At 67.7% G+C, this 17,807-nt stretch carries 15 protein-coding genes and 1 tRNA gene; 10 read left to right on the top strand and 6 right to left on the bottom strand.

Annotated features, from left to right (window positions below; genetic code table 11):
- Positions 1–329 precede the first annotated feature (329 nt).
- The 3 genes from A5790_RS15235 (at position 330) to A5790_RS15230 (ending at position 2,883) form a co-directional block, all read left to right on the top strand.
- A complete protein-coding gene (locus tag A5790_RS15235) occupies positions 330–2,132 on the top strand; it encodes a bifunctional serine/threonine-protein kinase/transporter substrate-binding domain-containing protein (RefSeq protein WP_066845749.1) in 1,803 nt (600 codons plus the stop codon).
- Positions 2,133–2,275: 143 nt separating this feature from the next.
- On the top strand, positions 2,276–2,410 hold the full coding sequence (locus A5790_RS26395; RefSeq protein WP_255361605.1) for a hypothetical protein: 135 nt from the start codon (positions 2,276–2,278) through the stop codon (positions 2,408–2,410).
- Complete coding sequence (locus tag A5790_RS15230; RefSeq protein ID WP_066845746.1) at positions 2,407–2,883, top strand: DUF5994 family protein; 477 nt, start codon at positions 2,407–2,409, stop codon at positions 2,881–2,883. Before A5790_RS26395 ends, A5790_RS15230 begins: the two co-directional genes overlap by 4 nt.
- 3 nt (positions 2,884–2,886) lie before the next feature.
- Here the strand turns inward: A5790_RS15230 and selD are convergent, their stop codons facing one another.
- Positions 2,887–3,891, bottom strand: coding sequence for a selenide, water dikinase SelD (selD, locus tag A5790_RS15225; protein ID WP_066845755.1), 1,005 nt, complete (start codon positions 3,889–3,891; stop codon positions 2,887–2,889).
- Between the two features lie 51 nt (positions 3,892–3,942).
- Here selD and A5790_RS15220 point away from each other — a divergent pair.
- Positions 3,943–4,037 (top strand) — tRNA-Sec (locus A5790_RS15220).
- A 13-nt stretch (positions 4,038–4,050) separates the two neighbouring features.
- Here the strand turns inward: A5790_RS15220 and A5790_RS15215 are convergent.
- Positions 4,051–4,572 (bottom strand): DUF488 family protein, encoded by a 522-nt coding sequence (locus tag A5790_RS15215; protein WP_066845744.1) that lies wholly within the window; start codon positions 4,570–4,572, stop codon positions 4,051–4,053.
- A 112-nt stretch (positions 4,573–4,684) separates the two neighbouring features.
- Between A5790_RS15215 and selA the strand changes: the two genes are divergently transcribed.
- Both selA and A5790_RS15205 read left to right on the top strand, forming a co-directional pair.
- Entirely contained in the window at positions 4,685–5,995 is a 1,311-nt protein-coding gene (selA, locus tag A5790_RS15210; RefSeq protein ID WP_066845740.1) for an L-seryl-tRNA(Sec) selenium transferase, read from the top strand.
- On the top strand, positions 5,983–7,692 hold the full coding sequence (locus A5790_RS15205; protein WP_066845738.1) for a selenocysteine-specific translation elongation factor: 1,710 nt from the start codon (positions 5,983–5,985) through the stop codon (positions 7,690–7,692). Before selA ends, A5790_RS15205 begins: the two co-directional genes overlap by 13 nt.
- Before the next feature lie 299 nt (positions 7,693–7,991).
- Here A5790_RS15205 and A5790_RS15200 read toward each other — a convergent pair whose 3' ends face one another.
- The 3 genes from A5790_RS15200 to A5790_RS15190 all read right to left on the bottom strand — a co-directional run bounded on the left by A5790_RS15200 (position 7,992) and on the right by A5790_RS15190 (position 10,894).
- A complete protein-coding gene (locus A5790_RS15200; protein ID WP_066845736.1) occupies positions 7,992–8,462 on the bottom strand; it encodes a nuclear transport factor 2 family protein in 471 nt (156 codons plus the stop codon).
- Between the two features lie 75 nt (positions 8,463–8,537).
- Positions 8,538–10,055: a glycosyltransferase family 39 protein gene (locus A5790_RS15195; RefSeq protein ID WP_066845753.1), complete on the bottom strand. Its 1,518-nt coding sequence runs from the start codon at positions 10,053–10,055 to the stop codon at positions 8,538–8,540.
- Positions 10,049–10,894, bottom strand: a complete 846-nt coding sequence (locus tag A5790_RS15190; RefSeq protein WP_066845751.1) for a family 16 glycosylhydrolase — start codon at positions 10,892–10,894, stop codon at positions 10,049–10,051. The genes A5790_RS15195 and A5790_RS15190 overlap by 7 nt, the downstream gene beginning before the upstream one ends.
- Before the next feature lie 270 nt (positions 10,895–11,164).
- On the opposite strand from A5790_RS15190, the gene fdh reads away from it, so the two are divergent.
- From fdh to A5790_RS15165, 4 genes are all read left to right on the top strand, one after another.
- Entirely contained in the window at positions 11,165–14,368 is a 3,204-nt protein-coding gene (gene fdh / locus A5790_RS15180) for a formate dehydrogenase (protein ID WP_156656411.1), read from the top strand.
- Complete coding sequence (locus tag A5790_RS15175) at positions 14,365–15,255, top strand: 4Fe-4S dicluster domain-containing protein (RefSeq protein WP_066845730.1); 891 nt, start codon at positions 14,365–14,367, stop codon at positions 15,253–15,255. The genes fdh and A5790_RS15175 overlap by 4 nt, the downstream gene beginning before the upstream one ends.
- Entirely contained in the window at positions 15,255–16,211 is a 957-nt protein-coding gene (gene nrfD, locus A5790_RS15170) for an NrfD/PsrC family molybdoenzyme membrane anchor subunit (protein ID WP_066845724.1), read from the top strand. Before A5790_RS15175 ends, nrfD begins: the two co-directional genes overlap by 1 nt.
- Positions 16,212–16,312: 101 nt before the next feature.
- Complete coding sequence (locus tag A5790_RS15165; RefSeq protein WP_066845722.1) at positions 16,313–17,662, top strand: MFS transporter; 1,350 nt, start codon at positions 16,313–16,315, stop codon at positions 17,660–17,662.
- 55 nt (positions 17,663–17,717) lie between these two features.
- Here A5790_RS15165 and A5790_RS26235 read toward each other — a convergent pair.
- On the bottom strand, positions 17,718–17,807 hold a 90-nt coding region (locus tag A5790_RS26235; RefSeq protein ID WP_231987793.1), incomplete at its 5' end, for a hypothetical protein.

Raw genomic sequence — 17,807 nt, 5'->3', positions numbered from 1 at the left:
GCGCGTCTGAACCAGGCACCAGATGAGAAGAACCCAACCACCGCAAACGCGGCCCCACAACCATCACACTGAGTGCGCGTCGGCACCCGACACGCCGCGAAAAATCAGCACTTTGCGCACGCTCGCGCCGCGCGAACGACCGGCAACATCCGTCACCGGCAGCAACCTGTCCCGCCCACCCCGAAAACAGCAGCACAAGCACAACCAGGGCAGGCCCGCGGCCGCCCGCCAAGAACGGCGAAGAATATTCAGAGATTCTGGCAAACATGATGTAACTTCAATCGACACACGATGCGGGGTTGGCCGCTGTCGAGGGGTTAATAAAGACGGTGGACGCGACACCATTCGGGCACTACCAGCTGCAGGAACTGATCGGCCGCGGCGGTATGGGCGAGGTCTACCGCGCCTACGACACCAAGACCGACCGCATCGTCGCGCTGAAGGTGTTGCCGCCGAGCATGGCCGCCGACGAGATCTTCCAGCAGCGCTTCCGGCGCGAGTCCCAGGCCGCCGCCGGGCTCAACGACCCGCACGTCGTGCCCATTCACGGGTTCGGCGAGATCGACGGCCGCCTCTACCTCGACATGCGCCTCATCGAGGGCCGCAACCTGGGCGCCATCCTCAGCGACGCCGGTAAACGCCCACTCGACACCACGCTGGCGGTCAAGATCGCCGAACAGGTGGCCACGGCTCTCGACGCCGCCCATGCCCGCGGCCTGATCCACCGCGACATCAAGCCGTCGAACATTCTGGTCACCGAACGCCAATTCGTGTACCTCATCGACTTCGGCTTGGCGCGCAGCGCAGGCGAGAAAGGCCTGACCACCGCGGGCAGCACACTCGGGACGATGGCGTACATGGCCCCCGAACGCTTCGAGGGCAAACCGGTCGACCAGACCGCCGACATCTATGCACTGGCCTGCGTGCTCTACGAGTGCCTGACCGGCGTGCGCCCGTATCCCGCCGACAGCCTCGAGCAGCAGATCGCCGGCCACATGAGCAAGGACGTGCCGAAGCCGTCGGCGGTCGACCCGCGATTGGCGGCCTTCGACGAAGTCATCGCCAAAGGTATGGCCAAGACGCCTGCCAAGCGCTACCAGAAGGCCGGCGACCTGGCCGACGCCGCACGCCGTGCGCTCACCGCACCGGTACGCACCGCGGGCAGCGGCAGGCACCAGGCGCGACGGGCACCGGCAACGGCACGTGCCCGACGGGTGCCACGCCGGGCGCTGGCCATGGCGGCGTCGGTCATGCTGGTCGCGGCGCTTGGCACCTTCGGCGTATTGCAGTGGCGCGGCGACGGCAGCGCCAGACCGGCCAGCGTCGAAGAGACCACGACGCCGCCGCCCGCCGCTGAAGGCGCGGTCGCATCGATCGCGGCGACGGTGCCCGCGGACATCCGGTCAACGGGCAAGCTCGTCATCGGTGTCAACACCCCTTATGCGCCAAACGAATTCAAAGATGCCGACGGTCAGATCGTCGGCTTCGACGTCGATCTGATGAACGCGATCGCGCGAACGCTGGGTCTGGTTCCCGAATACCGCGAGACCGCGTTCGAGGCCATCCTGCCGTCGGTGCGGGCCGGTGACTTCAACGTCGGCATGTCATCGGTCACCGACACGAAGGAGCGCGAGGCGTCGGTCGACTTCGTCACCTACTTCCAGGCGGGCACGCTGTGGGCGCAGCGGACCGGGTCCGGGTTCACCCCGGCCGACGCATGCGGGCTGCGTATCGGCGTGGCATACGCGACGCTTCAGGAGACCGAGGAGATTCCGGCGAAGAGCAAGGAGTGTGTGGCCGCCGGATCGGCGCCCATCGACGAAGTCGTCTACGTGACGCAGGACGACCTGACCAAGGCGCTGATCAACGGAGAGGTCGACGTCATGGCCACGGACTCACCGGTCGCGGGGTTCGCGATCAAGACCTCGGGCGGTGCGCTGGAGGCCGCAGGAGACGTCTTCAACTCCGCGCCCTACGGCTGGCCGGTGGCCAAGGAGTCCGGGCTGGCCGAGTCGCTGCGCCAGGCGTTGGCGCACCTGATCTCCACCGGCGAGTACCGCACCATCGCCCTGATGTGGGGCGTGGAGAAGGGCATGATCTCCACGCCGCAGATCAACGGCGCGACCCGTTGATCACACGCTTCTGGGTACGGGTGTAACCTGAAGGCAGCCGTCTCCGGTTAGCAGCCATCTTTTCCACGCGATGGAACTGCGCTTTGACACCGCGCGCCATTTTCGACATCGGCCGCAGCGGAACGTAACGAAGGACTTGCTACATGCAGTCGAACGACCTGTTTTCACACCCTCAGCAGCCCGAGTACGTCTCGAGCGAAGACCACTCCAACGAACCCGTGACCAATCCGGTGTTCTCCGACCGCCCCGAACGCGGTCCGTCCACACCCTCGGCATGAACGGCCTCACGGGGACGCGGCGGCTGGCCCGACCCGTCCGCCTCGTGCTCGCACCACAACTCGGCTCCGACATCGACGGTGCCTGGTGGCCCCACACCGGCTCGGTAGCCGGTGAACTGCCCGAGCTGATCGAAACCCTGCACAAGACGCTGGGTGAGATCATCGATATCCGGGTCAACTGGGCGGCCACCGAGGGCACGCTGGACTACAACTCGATCCTGTCGAGCACCCGCACCAAGAATCCCGCCCCGCGTCGGCCGCATCGGCTGATGGTGGTCGCCGGACGTTCTGCGTCGGTGAAACTGCTTGTGATACCGCATATGACGACGCCCGCGCTCGGTGCGATGGTCATGCGGTGCGCGGTCGGTAAATCGAACGACGGCACACCGGAATGCGCGCAGTGGAGCGACGCCGCCGACACGGTCATCCGGGATGCTCAGTCCGACAGCGTGGCCTGGACGGCCCGGGCATAACTTTCAGCGCACGACGATCGTGTGCTCGCCACGCGGCACCAGTTCGCCGATCACGGGTGCGCCCGGAATCTCTCCGGCGATCAGCAGACCACCTGAGGTCTGCGCGTCGGCCAGCAACAGCGCCTCGTCTTCGTCAACGGCGGTCAGGTCGACGTGCGGCGCCACCCAGTCCAGGTTGCGCCGAGTTCCGCCGCTGACGTAGCCCTGCGCCAACGCCTCTCGCGCACCGTCGATATAAGGCACCGCCGCGCTGTCGATCACCGCGGTGACACCGCTGGCGCGCGCGAGCTTGTGCAGGTGTCCGAGTAGCCCGAAACCCGTTATGTCGGTGGCGCATTCGACACCGGCGTCGACGGCGGCCCGCGCGGCATCGGCGTTCAGCGTGGTCATCACCGCGATCGCCTCCGGGAACGTCTCTCCGGTGTTCTTGTGTCGACTGTTGAGCACCCCGACGCCCAACGGCTTGGTCAACGACAGCGGCACACCCGGTTTGCCTGCGTCGTTGCGCAGCAACCGATTCGGATCGGCCACACCGGTGACGGCCAACCCGTACTTCGGTTCCGGGTCGTCGACGCTGTGCCCGCCGGCCAAGTGGCAGCCCGCGGCGCCGCACACGTCCAGTCCGCCGCGCAGCACCTCGCTGACCAACTCGAACGGCAGCACCTCGCGCGGCCAGCCCAGCAGGTTCACCGCGACGACCGGCCGTCCGCCCATCGCGTACACATCCGACAACGCGTTGGTGGCGGCGATGCGGCCCCAGTCGTACGGGTCGTCGACCACCGGGGTGAAGAAGTCCGTCGTCGCGATCAACGCGACCCCCCCGCCTGAGCCGCCGTCGATGCGCACCGCCGCCGCGTCGTCACCGTCGTCGAGTCCCACCAGCAGCTCGCCGACCGGATTGCGCGGCGCCGCGCCGGTCAGGCCCCGAACGACGTCTTCGAGCTCGCCGGGCGGGATCTTGCACGCGCATCCGCCGCCGTGGGCGTACTGGGTCAGTCGGTAGGTCATCTGCTCGGTCACAGCCTCCATGCTGCCTGGCATGATCGGGCGGTGGGTCAGGGAGGCGTATCCGGTCTGGTGACCGGCGCGGTCTTCAAAATCGCTGAGCGGCAGATCCTGTCGCTGGCGGGTTCGATTCCCGTCCGCCTCCGCCACCCCTTCCGGTGATCAGCCGTTCCACACGACCAGGCCGTCGTCGCGAATCCGGGCCCCGTCCGACGGCTCGTGCGGCACCAGCCGGCCGTCGTGCATCAGGTGCATGACCGGCACCGAGAACCGCAACACCGCGACGTCGGCGACGATCCGGCGGTGGCACCGCCACCACACCGACTCGCTGCACATCATCGCGGTGTGTTGTCGCTGTGACTGTTCCACAAGCTCGCCGATGCCGTCGTCGAACTCCTCGGTGCGCGTGTACGCGGCGTAGGCGGCGAACTGCTTGACCCGCCACCACGGATCCTCGGGCTCCGAACCCGCCGGCAGACTTCTGCGTCCGCCCAGTCGCTGCTCCCAGCGGTATGCCAACCCGGCTTCTTCGGCCCACTCGGTGATCGCGGCCATCGCGACGTCGGGGTTGTGCCGGCTGTTCGGATAGCGGCGGATGTCGATGAGCGCCTCGACCTCAGCCTCGCGCAGCAGCCGCGCGAGCTCCGACTTATCGAGCGCACCGTGCCCCACCGACGTCAACACACCACCGGTGTACCCGATCGACGCGGTTGCGCCATGATGGCCTCATGCGATTTGTGCACGTTTTGTTGCGCTGGGCGCGCCTGAAGGTGCACAAATCGCGGGGGGTGACCCGGTGACCGATCCGCGACGACGGGTGCCGCGCACCGACGCGCTGCTCGCCGATCCACGCCTGGCCGAGGCATCGCGGGTGCTGGGTCGGACACTGGTGAAAACCGTTGTGGGGCAATCGCAACAACGTGCGCGGGCCGGTGAGATCGAGCCTGAGCGGGTCGCCGACGACGCGGTCGCATCGCTGCCCACAAGCGCGGCCACCCTGCGCCCGGTCATCAACGCCACCGGGGTCGTCGTGCACACCAACCTCGGTCGGGCCCCGCTGTCGGAGGCCGCGGTCGACGCGGTCGTCACCGCGAGCGGCGCCACCGACGTGGAGTTCGACCTCGAAACCGGACGCCGGGCCCGGCGCGGACGCGGCGCGCTCGCCGCGTTGGCCAGTGCGGTCCCGACGGCCGGCGGCGTGCACGTCGTCAACAACAACGCCGCCGCGCTGCTGCTCACCGCGATGACCCTGGCACCCGGTAAGGAGATCGTCGTCAGCCGCGGCGAACTGATCGAGATCGGCGACGGCTTCCGCCTGCCCGAGCTGATGGAGTCCACGGGCTCGCGCATCCGCGAGGTCGGCACCACCAACCGCACCCACCTGCGCGATTACACCGACGCGCTCGGCCCAGACACCGGTTTCATCCTCAAGGTGCACCCGTCGAACTACTCGGTCGCGGGATTCACCTCGACGGTCGGTGTGCCCGAGCTCGCCTCCCTCGTCCGGGGCGAGCGAAGCGACGGGAAGAAAGTCGTTCCCCTCGTTGCCGACATCGGCTCCGGTCTCCTCACTCCGCATCCGCTGCTGCCCGATGAGCCCGACGCGACCACGATGCTGCGCGACGGCGCCGACGTCGTCACCGCCAGCGGGGACAAGCTGCTCGGCGGGCCCCAGGCCGGTCTGCTGTTCGGCTCGGCGGAGCTCATCGAGCGGCTGCGCCGCCATCCCGCCGCGCGGGCGCTGCGCGTCGACAAGCTGACCCTGGCCGCGCTGGAGGCCACGCTGGTCGGCCCGCCGCCGCCGGTCATGCAGGCGCTCGACGCCGAGGTCGCCGACTTGCGGACCCGCGCGCAGGCCCTGGCCGCCCAGCTCCCGGGAGCCGAAGCCGTCGACTGCACCGCCGCGGTCGGCGGTGGTGGCGCGCCCGACGTCGCGCTGCCGAGCGCTGCGGTCAGCCTGCCGGAGGACTATGCCGCGCCGTTACGCACCGGCACACCCGCGGTCGTCGGACGGCTGGAGAGCGGCCGGTGCCTGCTGGACCTGCGCACGGTGGCCCCCGGCGACGACGGCCTGCTCGTCCAGGCGGTGCTGGCGTGTACGTCGTAGCGACCGCGGGCCACGTCGACCACGGCAAGTCCACGCTCGTCGAACGCCTCACCGGCATGTGGCCGGACCGGCTCGCCGAGGAGCAGCGACGCGGCCTGACCATCGATCTCGGTTTCGCGTGGACCACGCTCGACGGGCGTGAGGTCGCGTTCGTCGACGTGCCGGGCCACGAACGGTTCGTCGCGAACATGCTCGCCGGCGTGGGCCCCGTCCCCGCCGTCATGTTCGTCGTCGCCGCGACGGAAGGCTGGATGCCGCAGTCCGACGAACACCTCGACGCGCTGAAGGCGCTCGGGGTTCGGCACCTGCTCGTCGTGATCAGCAAGGCCGACCTCGCCGACCCCGCTGACGCGATCGAACAAGTCCGAGAGCGGCTGCCCGACGTTCCGGTGGTGCTCGGCACGGATCTGGAAGCCGTTCGCGCCGCGGTCATTTCGTTTGTCGACGCGCTGCCCGCGCCCGACCGCGACGCCGACGTGCGGCTGTGGGTCGACCGGTCGTTCACCGTCCGCGGCGCGGGCACGGTGGTGACGGGGACGCTGGCGGGAGGCACCTTGCGTGTCGGCGACGAGCTCGAGCACGCGGGACGACGGCTGACGATCCGCGGTCTGCAGTCGCTCAGCGAAGACCAGCGGGAGGTCGGCGCCATCGCGCGGGTCGCGGTGAATGTGCGCGGTGTCGACCGCAGGCACATCGGTCGCGGCGACACCATGCGCACGCCAGGTGCATGGCTGGATACCGCCGAAATCGACGTTCTGTTAAGGGAACCCGGCGAACTGCATCGGCAACTCGTGCTCCACATCGGGTCGGCCGCGGTGCCGGTGCGCGTGCGACCGCTCGGCGCGGCGGCCGCACGGCTTCGGCTGACGCGTCCGCTTCCGCTGCGGGTCGGTGACATCGGCTTGTTGCGTGACCCCGGCGAGCACCGCATCGCCGCGGGCGTCGAGGTGCTCGACGTGCGGCCGCCCGCGCTGCGGCGTCGCGGTGCGGCACGCGAGCGCGGTGAGGAACTGGCAACCGGGCATGTGCGTCCGCCACCGTGTGTCCGCGTAACCGAGTTGCACGCCATGGGTTTTGACGCTGACGGCACCCGCGTCGGGGAGTGGATGGTCGACGACGACTGGTGGGCGCAGCGTCGCCACCAGATGACGGCTGCGCTCGACGACTGGACAGCCGGTCACGACATCGCGGCGGGAATGCCGCTGGAAGCCTTACGCCAGCAGGCCGGTGTGCCCGCCGCCGAACTCCTGCTCGCGCTGTTGGAGGGCGCCGGACTTGAGGTGGCTGACGGGGTGGTGCGACGCCCTGATGCGGAGTTGCCCGCACGCGTCGACAAGGCCGTGCGAACGGTCGAGGAGTGGTTGGCGGTCGAGCCGTTTCACGCACCGGAGGCCGACGAACTCGTCGACCTGAACCTGGGACCGCGCGAACTCGCGGCGGCGATCCGCGCCGGACGGCTCACCCGGATCGCCGACGGCGTCGTCCTCGGTCCCGAGGCCGTCGACCGCGCCGCAAAGATCCTCGCGGCGCTGCCGCAACCGTTCACCGTCGCCGAGGCCAAGCGCGCGCTGAACACCACCCGGCGGGTCGCGGTGCCGTTGCTCGAACTCCTCGACGCGCGAAAGGTGACCCGCCGCGGCGGCGACGGCACCCGAACGCTTCTTTCGCGGGAGCGCTCAACGCCCAAGCCTCGTTAGCTCCACAGCCTCGTTAGCTCCACAGCCTTCTTAGCTCCACAGCCTCAATTTAGCTCCACCAGCCTCACTGGCACTACCAGTCCCACTGGTTTCTGGTGGGTTCCGCATCGCAAGTGCCCGCCTCAGAGCGAATTATTCGCTCCGAGCGAATAATTCGCTGATAGCTGGGCAGTGTCGAAGGGCTTTCTGCTGGAGCCGGGCGGCGTCAAGGGGCTCTGTGCTGGATCCTGCCGAGGGGCGACTATGACTGGCTTACGCGGCCGTCCGCCCGTTTCGTACCTGACTGAGCGCTCGTCCCGTCACAATCCCAGGTCGCTCAGTCCCGGGTGGTCGGCCGGCCGCGGGCCGGAGCGGTCCCAGTGGAACAACCGTTGCTGGTCGGTGATCGCGACATCGTTGATGCTCGCGTGGCGCGTCTTCATCAGCCCGTCGGCGGCGAACTCCCAGTTCTCGTTGCCGTACGCCCGGAACCACCGGCCCTCGGCATCGTGATATTCGTAGGCGAACCGGACGGCGATGCGCTCGTCGCCGTACGCCCACAGCTCCTTGATCAGTCGATACTCGAGTTCTTGCTCCCACTTGCCGGTCAGGAACTCGATGATCTCTTCGCGGCCCTGAAGAAAGGTCGATCGGTTGCGCCACCGGCTGTCCGGCGTATAACCCTGCGCGACGCGCACGGGGTCGCGAGTGTTCCAATTATCCTCTGCAGCACGGATTTTTGCGACGGCGGTGTCGTGAGTGAACGGCGGTACCAGCGGCGGTGTGCTCATCGGGTGTCCTTCTCCGTGTATTGAAACGGGTTCACGTACAAACCGTACGCTCGGCGTGAACAATCCGACGCGCGGCTAGCGTTCCGCCTTGATCACCTGCGCCAAACTGAACTGCCACCGCTCGATCAACCGGAAACCCATATCGTGGCTGACCGCGAACGCCCGCGTCCCGCCGAAAAGAGGACCGGGTGGAATCGCCACCCCCTCTTCATGTTCGGGGGCGTCGGGATCGGCCTGCGTGATGATCCAGACGACGCCGCAGTGCTCGAGCGGTCCGACCGAGGCCTCGGGGATCAGGTTGGTGTCGAACACGTGGCGGCGGTCGGCGGCGCGCTGCCACAGGCTGACGTCGACCAGGCCGGCGTAGGCGTCGGGGCGCGCGGCCATCAACGGTCGCATCGGCGCGGGATGGAAGGTGACGGTGTCGTTGACCAGCAAGCAATCACCCGCGGCGGCCTCCGCGGAGATCAGGTCGGCTACCGGGCTGTAGTCCATGTGGTATTTCGCGTACGGACCGCGTTGCACGGCAATGAAAGTGGGCGCCGCGACCAAGGCGAAAACCACCACGACCGCCGCTGCCACCCACGCGGAGCGCGCCACCGCCATGATGCAGACGCCCAGCAGCAGCGCCGTTGCCGGTGCGGTGAAGCACAGATATCGGGGGGTGTAGAGCGGTTCGCGCACCGCCGAGTACGCGACGATCAACGCCGTCGGGATCACCAACCAGGCGACGGCCAACACGACGGCTTCCCGCTCTTCGGCACTCGGGCGCCTCGCGAAGACCCACACCCCGATCGCCGCGAGTACCACGACCAACGACAGCGTCGCGAAGTACGGGTTGCGGTCGAAATACTGTTGTACGGCAATGTCTTCGAACGTGCGCGAGCCGATCGGCGTGATCCAGCTGATCTGCTGGGCCTGTCCGGCGACCACGGCGACAAACGGCGCCATTACCGCGACGCTCACACCCGATGTGATCGCAAACGGCAGCACCACCGCCCGACGCCGCCGGAACGCCAGTACGAACACCGCGTGCGCGAGGACCAGCAACGCTAGGTAGACGTCGAAGAGGATCGAGACCGCCAGCAGGCCGCCGTAAACCCCCCAGATCCAACGGGATTCGCGTCCGGCGGCCCACACCAGCGCCACGGCCAGCCAGACCGCCAGCATCATCGTCAGCGCATACGGGCGCGCTTCTATACCCGCCCACGTCGCCCGGGGCAGGATCGCGCACATGACGCCGGCCGTGAGCCCGACCGCCCGCGACGGCAGCTGCCGACCCAGCACCACCACCCCAGCCGCGGCGGCCCCGATGGCCAGGCCGCTGGGCACCCGGGACCAGAACTCGGTCGGCGGCACGATGGTGAACCAGCCGTGCATCAGTACGTAGTACAGGCCGTGTACGGCGTCGACGTCGCCGAGCATCTGCCACAGCGCAGACAGCGGCCGACTGTAGGACGCCGAGATCGTTGCGGCCTCGTCGTACCAGAACGACGGTCGTCCGGCGCCCGCGAGGCTCACCGCGGCACCGAGAATGCCGACGAGCAGCGGTTCCAGCCACGTGAGCCGACCGCGGGCGGCGACGTCTACCAGACGCGGATCCAGTCGATGAGCATGGCCGACGGGTAAGGCGCCCGGCGCGGATCCCCGCCGCCCGAACCGCCGACCGCCAGGTTGAAGATGGCCTGCAGCCAGTAGCCGGGGATACCGAACGGCCACCGCAGGTCGCCAGGGCGGCCGTGGACGGGGATCGGCTTGGCCGGAACGGTGAAGTAGGGCTCGGCGCCGTCGACGTAGTCACGCCAGAAGCGGAAACCGTCCTCACTCCACTCGGTGCGCCAGGTGTGCCACGCGGGATCCACCAGCTGGGGGATAGACATGCCCTCCCACGTCTTGCCGTTGGACGCGGCGTGCACGGTGGTCCCGGGCGGCCAGGACTCGTTGCCGTAGTACTCGACGATGTCGACCTCGCCGTCGGGAAGCGGGTCCTGATTCAGCAACCAGTAGGCGGGCCACAGACCGGGGTGCATGCAGTCGAACTTGATCCGCGCTTCCCAGGTGGTGCCGATCTGGCCGCGGAAGTGGCTGAGCACCTTGCCGCTGAAGTACTGGTCGCCTTCCTGCGTGGCGCACAGCACGAGGTTGGAGTTGCCGTCGATGAACACGTTGCGGCGGTCGTCGCGGTAGTGGCCCGCGATCGGCGGGTTCACCGGGTCGTCCCAGCTCTGGATGATCCACTTCGACCGGTCGGGCGCCGACCCGGCCGGACCGTCGAATTCGTCGTGGAAGAGGTAGGCGCCGGCCACCGCGTCCGGTGGTGGCTGTGCCGGCGGAGAAGGCCGGACCGGCGAGGCGTTGGCCAGCGGCGATTGGATTGCGGCCGCGCCAAAGGCGGCGGCTCCGGTCATCATCATCAGGGTGCGACGGTCGATTTCGGCCACAGCAGCACCATAGAGGGTGCAAACCATGATCGGGTCGGGTTCCGACCACCGTGGCGCCCACAGCAGCCATCCGACGACGACGGCCGTTCGCGCCGCACCCCGTGTGACTAGGCGCAACGCCGAGATACGCCCGGTTCGTAGCAACCGCAGTCCGCACGCGGTTTGATGGGAGCAACGTCGGGTAAGGAGCCTTCGAGGCCTGAAGGAGGCGCAGTGGACATCAAGGGGTTGTTCCAGTCGTGGCCGGTGTACCGGCAGCTCATGGGCCAGGACCCGTTGGGGCGCGGCCACGCCGCCCAGTCGAAGCGCTCGAGCGAGTTGACCCCGCGCACCGTCGAAGCCGACCGGGTCGCGCACTCCGTTTGTCCGTACTGCGCGGTGGGGTGCGCACAGAAGGTCTACGTCAAGGACGAGAAGGTCATCCAGATCGAGGGCAACCCCGACAGTCCCGTTTCACGAGGCCGCCTGTGCCCCAAGGGATCTGCGAGCAAGCAGCTCGTCACCGGCCCGCAGCGGCTGACCAAGGTGCGCTACCGCCCGCCGTACGCCACCGAGTGGCAGGAGATCGACCTCGACACGGCCATGGACATGGTCGCGGACCGGGTGCTCGACGCGCGGGACAAGGGGTGGCAGCAGTTCGACGCCGACCGCAACACGCTGCGCCGGACCATGGGCATCGCGAGCCTCGGCGGCGCGACGCTGGACAACGAAGAGAACTACCTGATCAAGAAGCTGTTCACCGCCTTGGGCGCGTTACAGATCGAGAACCAGGCGCGTATTTGACACAGCGCCACGGTTCCCGGTCTGGGAGCCTCCTTCGGTCGCGGCGGGGCGACGGACTACCAGCAGGACCTCGCCAACTCGGACTTCATCGTGATCATGGGTTCGAATATGGCCGAAGCCCATCCGGTCGGGTTCCAGTGGGCGGTCGAGGCCAAGTTGCGCGGCGCCAAGGTCGTGCACATCGACCCGCGGTTCACCCGCACCAGCGCGCTGGCCGACCGGCACCTCACGCTGCGGGCGGGCAGTGACATCGCCTTCCTCGGCGGGATCATCAACTACATCCTGAGCAACGACCTCGACTTCCGCGAGTACGTCACCGCCTACACCAACGCCTCGTTCCTCGTCGACGAGCGGTTCCGGGACGCCGAGGACCTCAACGGGTTGTTCTCCGGCTACGACGACGAATCCGCCTCCTACGACCCGTCGACGTGGCAGTACCAGCGGACCGATCGCGAAGGCGGCGGGTCCGGGGCCAAGGAGCAGGCCGCGCCGGACCAGCAGGGGTCCGGCGGCGCACCCATCGACGACACCGCGCATCGGATCCCCAGCGATCCGACGCTGCAGCACCCCCGCTGCGTCTTCCAGATCCTGAAACGCCACTACGCCCGCTACACCCCGGAGATGGTGGAACGCGTCTGCGGTGTGCCCGCAGAGGATTTCCTCGACGTTGCGCGGGCGTGGGCCGAGAACTCCGGCCGCGAGCGCACCGCCGCGCTGGTGTACAGCGTCGGGTGGACCCAGCACACGCTGGGAGCGCAGTTCATCCGCGCCGGGTCGATCATCCAGCTGCTGTTGGGCAACATCGGCCGCCCCGGCGGGGGAGTGTTTGCACTCCGCGGGCATGCCAGCATCCAGGGCTCGACCGACGTGCCGACGCTGTTCAACCTGCTTCCCGGCTACCTCGCGATGCCGCACGCCGGCCAAGAAACGCTCTCGCAGTACGTCGACGACATCCGCGGCGACCACCAGAAAGGCTTCTGGCACAACGCCGATACCTACATGGTGTCGCTGCTCAAGGAGTACTGGGGCGAAAACGCCACCGCCGACAACGACTTCTGCTTTGACTATCTGCCCCGCATCAACGGCGATCACGGCACCTACCGCACGGTGATGGACATGGTCGACGGCAACGTGTTCGGCTACTTCCTGCTGGGGCAGAACCCCGCGGTGGGGTCTGCGCACGGCCGATTGCAGCGCCTCGGCATGGCCAACCTGGACTGGCTGGTGGTGCGCGACCTCGTCGAAATCGAAAGCGCGACATTCTGGCAGAACGCGCCGGAGATCGAGACCGGCGAGATCGACCCGCAGACCTGCCGCACCGAGGTGTTCCTGTTCCCCGCGGCTTCGCACGTCGAGAAGTCCGGCACGTTCACCCAGACGCAGCGCAAGCTGCAGTGGCGCGAACAAGCGGTCGAACCGTCCGGCGACGCCCGCTCCGAGCTGTGGTTCTTCTACCACCTGGGCCGGATTCTGCGCGAAAAGCTGGCCGGCTCAACCGATGAGCGGGACCGGCCGCTGCTGGACCTGTCGTGGGATTACAAGCTCGACGGTGACGAGCCGTCGGCCGCGGATGTGCTGCGGCGCATCAGCGGCGTGGATCTGACGACCGATCGCGCCGTCGACGGCTATACCTCGCTGAAGTCCGACGGTTCCACGATGTGTGGCTGTTGGATCTACAGCGGCGTGTACGCCGACGAGGTGAACCAGGCAGCGCGGCGCGAGCCGCACGACGACTCCCAATGGGGTTGGGCGTGGCCGATGAACCGCCGCGTGCTCTACAACCGCGCGTCGGCCGATCCGCAGGGCAGGCCGTGGAGCGAGCGCAAGAAGCTCATCTGGTGGGACAACGACAAGGGGGAGTGGACGGGTTACGACGTACCGGATTTCGAAAAGGACAAACCGCCCGACTACGAACCACCCTCGGACGCAGTCGGTGTCGAGGCGCTGCGCGGCGACGACGCGTTCGTCATGCAGGCCGACGGCAAGGGCTGGCTGTTCGCCCCCAACGGGGTACTCGACGGGCCGCTGCCGACGCACTACGAACCGCACGAGTCGCCGATGGCCAATGCCCTCTACATGCAGCAGGGAAACCCGGCGCGCAAGGTGTACGGGCGAGCGGACAACCCGTCGAACCCGTCGCCGCCGGAGTTGCACGGCGAGGTGTTCCCGTTCGTCTTCACCGCCGCACGGTTGACCGAACACCACACGGCGGGCGGGATGAGCCGCCAGTTGCCGTATCTCAGCGAGCTGCAGCCCGGTCTGTTCGTCGAGGTGTCACCCGAGCTGGCGGCCGAACGCGGTCTGACGCATATGGAATGGGCGCACGTGGTGACCAGCCGCTCGGCGGTCGACGCGCGGGTGTTCGTGACCGACCGGATGCGGCCGTTGCGCGTCGAGGACCGGGTCGTGCACCAGGTCTGGATGCCTTATCACTGGGGCAGTGTCGGTTTGATCGACGGCGACGTGGTCAACGACCTGCTCGGGGTGGTGGCCGATCCGAACGTGTTCATCCAGGAGAGCAAGGTCGCGACGTGTGACATCCAGCCCGGGCGGCGGCCGCGGGGTCCTGCGCTGCTGCAGTACATCGCGATGTACCGCGAGCGTGCCCGGATCACCCCCGAGACCGGTACCAACCTGGACACCACCGGGCCGTCGGAAGACCACACCGAGGAGCAGTCATGAGCCACAACAGCTTCTACGGCCCTCTCGACGACGTCGCCGCCGACGCGGGCTACGACGAACATCCGCCGCGGATGGGCTTTTTCACCGACACCTCGGTGTGCATCGGCTGCAAGGCGTGCGAGGTCGCGTGCAAGGAGTGGAACGAGGTACCCGACAGCGGTTACAACCTTCTTGGCATGTCGTTCGACAACACCGGTGAGCTGGGCGCCAATTCGTGGCGGCACGTCGCGTTCATCGAGCAACCGTCACAGGAACGCGTGGACCTCGGGATCCCCGGTTTCGAGCGCCCCGGCGACACGATGAGCGCCGAGACCCGCCAGGACTTCCGATGGTTGATGAGCAGCGACGTCTGCAAGCACTGCACCCACGCCGGGTGTCTCGATGTGTGCCCGACGGGCGCGCTGTTCCGCACTGAGTTCGCGACCGTCGTTGTGCAGCAGGACATCTGCAACGGATGCGGTTACTGTGTGTCCGGCTGTCCGTACGGGGTTATCGAGCGGCGCGAGGGTGACGGCAGGGCATGGAAGTGCACGCTGTGCTACGACCGTCTGCGTGACGGGCTGGAGCCGGCCTGCGCGAAGGCGTGTCCGACGGACTCCATCCAGTTCGGTGTGCTCGATGAGCTGCGGGAGCGAGCCGCCCTGCGTGTCAACGAGTTACACGAGCGGGGCGTCACCGAGGCACGGCTGTACGGCGAGGATCCCAACGACGGTGTCGGCGGTGACGGCGCATTCTTCCTGCTGCTCGACGAACCCGAGGTGTACGGGCTACCGCCGGATCCTGTGGTACCGACACGCGACATGGGCGCGATGTGGCGTTACGCGGGCATGGCGGCGTCGGCGATGATCGGCATCGCCGTGTCCTCGTTCTTCGGAAGGCGCAGCTGATGCCCCGCGAACAACTCGCCGTGCCGAAGGCCGAATTCCGCTCCTACTACGGCAAGCAGATCCTCAAGACCCCGGTGTGGGACTGGAGGATCGCGGTGTACCTGTTCTGCGGCGGCCTGTCCGGCGGGTCGGCGATGCTCGCGGCGGGAGCGGACCTGACGGGACGGACCGAGCTGCGCAAGGTCACCCGAATCGGTTCGCTCGTCAGCATTTTGGCGAGCCTGTACTTCCTGATCGCCGACCTCGGGCGGCCGGAGCGGTTCCACCACATGCTGCGGGTGGCCAAGCCGAGCTCGCCGATGAGCATGGGCACCTGGATCCTGTCGGCGTACGGTCCCGGATCGGGCGTGATCGCGGTGGCCGAGCTGATGCCGCGTCGACTGCGCAAGACAGCGTTGGGCCGGTTAGTCGAGCGGGCGGCGCGACCGGCCGGGCTGTGGGCGGCGGGAACAGCGTCGGGGGTGGCGTCGTACACGGCAGTTCTGTTGTCGCAGACGGCGGTTCCGGCGTGGCGGGAGGCGCACCCGTATCTGCCGTTCGTGTTCACGGGTTCGGCGGCGGCCAGCGGCGCCGGCCTGGGGATGTTGTTGGCGCCCTACGACGAGACCGGTCCGGCGCGGCGCATGGCTGTACTGGGCGCGGGTATGGAGGTGGCGGCGTCGCAGCTGATGGAGCGGCGGATGGGCGTCGAGGGCGAGGCGTACACCACGGGACGACCGCACCGGTTGCGTCAGGTATCGGAGGTGCTGACCGCGGGAGGAGCCGTCGGCGCTCTGCTGGGGCGTAACCGGGCGACGATGGTCGCGGCGGGAGCGGCGCTGCTGGTGGGCAGTGCGCTGCAGCGGTTCGGGGTGTTCGAGGCCGGCGTGGCGTCGACGCGCGACCCGAAGTACGTCGTGGTTCCGCAGCGGGAGCGGGTGGATGCCCGCGAGCGCCTACGCACGAGAATGCACTGAGGGCTGTTCACGACCGACCACGACCCTGAGTGCAATCTCGCCCCCAGGACCATGAACAACATCCATCCGACCGGTTGCTCCGTCGGATACCGTGTCCGTCCATGACCGTACCGACCACCGAAGCGCAGCCGCCGCGGTCGACTCCTGCGCAGACCCGGCGGGCGATCTGGAACACGATCCGCGGCTCGTCGGGAAACCTCGTCGAGTGGTACGACGTCTACATCTACACGGTGTTCGCCTCGTACTTCGAAGCGCAGTTCTTCGACGAGTCCGAGAAGAACTCGACGGTGTACGTCTACGCGATCTTCGCGGTGACCTTCGTGATGCGGCCGGTCGGGTCGTGGTTCTTCGGGCGGTTCGCCGATCGGCGCGGCCGGCGCGCCGCGCTGACGGTCAGTGTGTCGCTGATGGCGTTCTGCTCCATGGTGATCGCGCTGGTGCCGTCCCAGGCGACGATCGGGATCGCCGCGCCGATCGTCCTGGTGCTCGCGCGTCTTGTGCAGGGATTCGCGACCGGGGGTGAGTACGGGACATCGGCGACGTACATGTCCGAGGCCGCGACCCGCGAACGTCGCGGCTTCTTCTCGAGCTTCCAGTACGTCACGCTGGTGGGCGGGCACGTGCTGGCGCAGTTCACGCTGCTGGTGCTCGACGCGTTCCTCAGTGAAGACCAGCTGCGCGACTTCGGCTGGCGCATCGGTTTCGCGATCGGTGGGGTTGCTGCGGTCGTGGTGTTCTGGCTGCGCCGCACCATGGACGAGTCTCTCAGCGAGGACGTCATCGAGGCGACGAAAGCCGGCGAGGCAAAGGGCGCCGGTTCGATGCGCGAGCTGTTCACCCGCTACTGGAGACCTCTGCTGCTGTGCTTCCTGATCACCATGGGCGGCACCGTCGCGTTCTACACCTACAGCGTCAACGCCCCAGCGATCGTGAAGACCGCCTACAAGGGCGAGGGTATGACGGGCACGTGGATCAACCTGATCGGCCTGATCTTCCTGATGCTGTTGCAACCGGTCGGCGGGATGATCAGCGACAAGGTCGGACGCAAACCGTTGCTGCTGTGGTTCGGCTTCGGCGGGCTGGTCTACACCTACATCCTGATCATCTACCTGCCCGAAACCCGTTCTCCGCTCACCTCTTTCCTGCTGGTGGCCGTTGGGTACGTCATCCTCACCGGCTACACCTCGATCAACGCGCTGGTGAAGTCGGAGCTGTTCCCGGTGCACGTTCGGGCGCTCGGCGTCGGTGTGGGATACGCGTTGGCGAACTCGATGTTCGGCGGCACGGCGCCGTTGATCTACCAGGCGCTCAAGGAACGCGATCAGGTGCCGCTGTTCATCGGATACGTCACCGTATGCATCGCGATCTCGCTCGTCGTCTACCTGTTCTTCCTGAAGAACAAGTCCGAGACATTCCTGGACCGCGAACGCGGGGCGGCGTTCGTCCGCTGACCACTGCTTTTCATTGCCCGTTGGATTCGCCTGCGCACCAGGCTGTTTGGCTGGTTCAGTTCACCTGGGGTGGTGGTTGGGGTTGGAAGGGTTCGTACCAGCGCCATTGGGCGGGTTCGCCGAGGGGTCCGGGGCAGGGCGCGAC

This window comes from Mycobacterium sp. 852002-51152_SCH6134967 (assembly GCF_001667105.1).
GTDB lineage: Bacteria > Actinomycetota > Actinomycetes > Mycobacteriales > Mycobacteriaceae > Mycobacterium > Mycobacterium neumannii_A.
This window is presented reverse-complemented; position numbering and strand designations above follow the sequence as displayed.